Origin of the sequence: Bacillus sp. SIMBA_154, assembly GCF_046536015.1 — a bacterium.
In the GTDB taxonomy this organism is placed as follows: Bacteria; Bacillota; Bacilli; order Bacillales; family Bacillaceae; genus Bacillus; species Bacillus pumilus_P.
Genome location: NZ_JAWJBV010000486.1, coordinates 1 through 250, shown reverse-complemented (window position 1 = coordinate 250; position 250 = coordinate 1). Strand labels below are relative to the sequence as shown.

General features: G+C 50.4%; 1 protein-coding gene. It reads right to left on the bottom strand.

Annotation, left to right across the window (positions count from 1 at the left end; translation table 11 throughout):
- A partial coding sequence (locus R0K30_RS22855) for a phage portal protein family protein (protein WP_410613236.1) occupies positions 1-241 on the bottom strand: 241 nt, incomplete at its 3' end.
- Positions 242-250: the final 9 nt, after the last annotated feature.

Below are 250 nucleotides of genomic sequence, written 5' to 3'. Positions count from 1 at the left end.
CCATTACTGCACGTAGCAGGGTAAACTTCTCAGATTCGGTCGCACCCGCTGTATACGTTCCCAGACGCATTGGCAGTCCGTAAATCTCCAAAAACTCAGCCAAATCACGTACTGAGTAATTTTTGAACACGTACGGCCACGCTAGTATTCGGTGCAGTCCACCGCGTACCAGATAGCCGCTTTTGGCTTTGTGCGTGTGAATCAAAAACGCATGATCCCAAAGCGCCTCTGGCGCATCAATGCCATTACC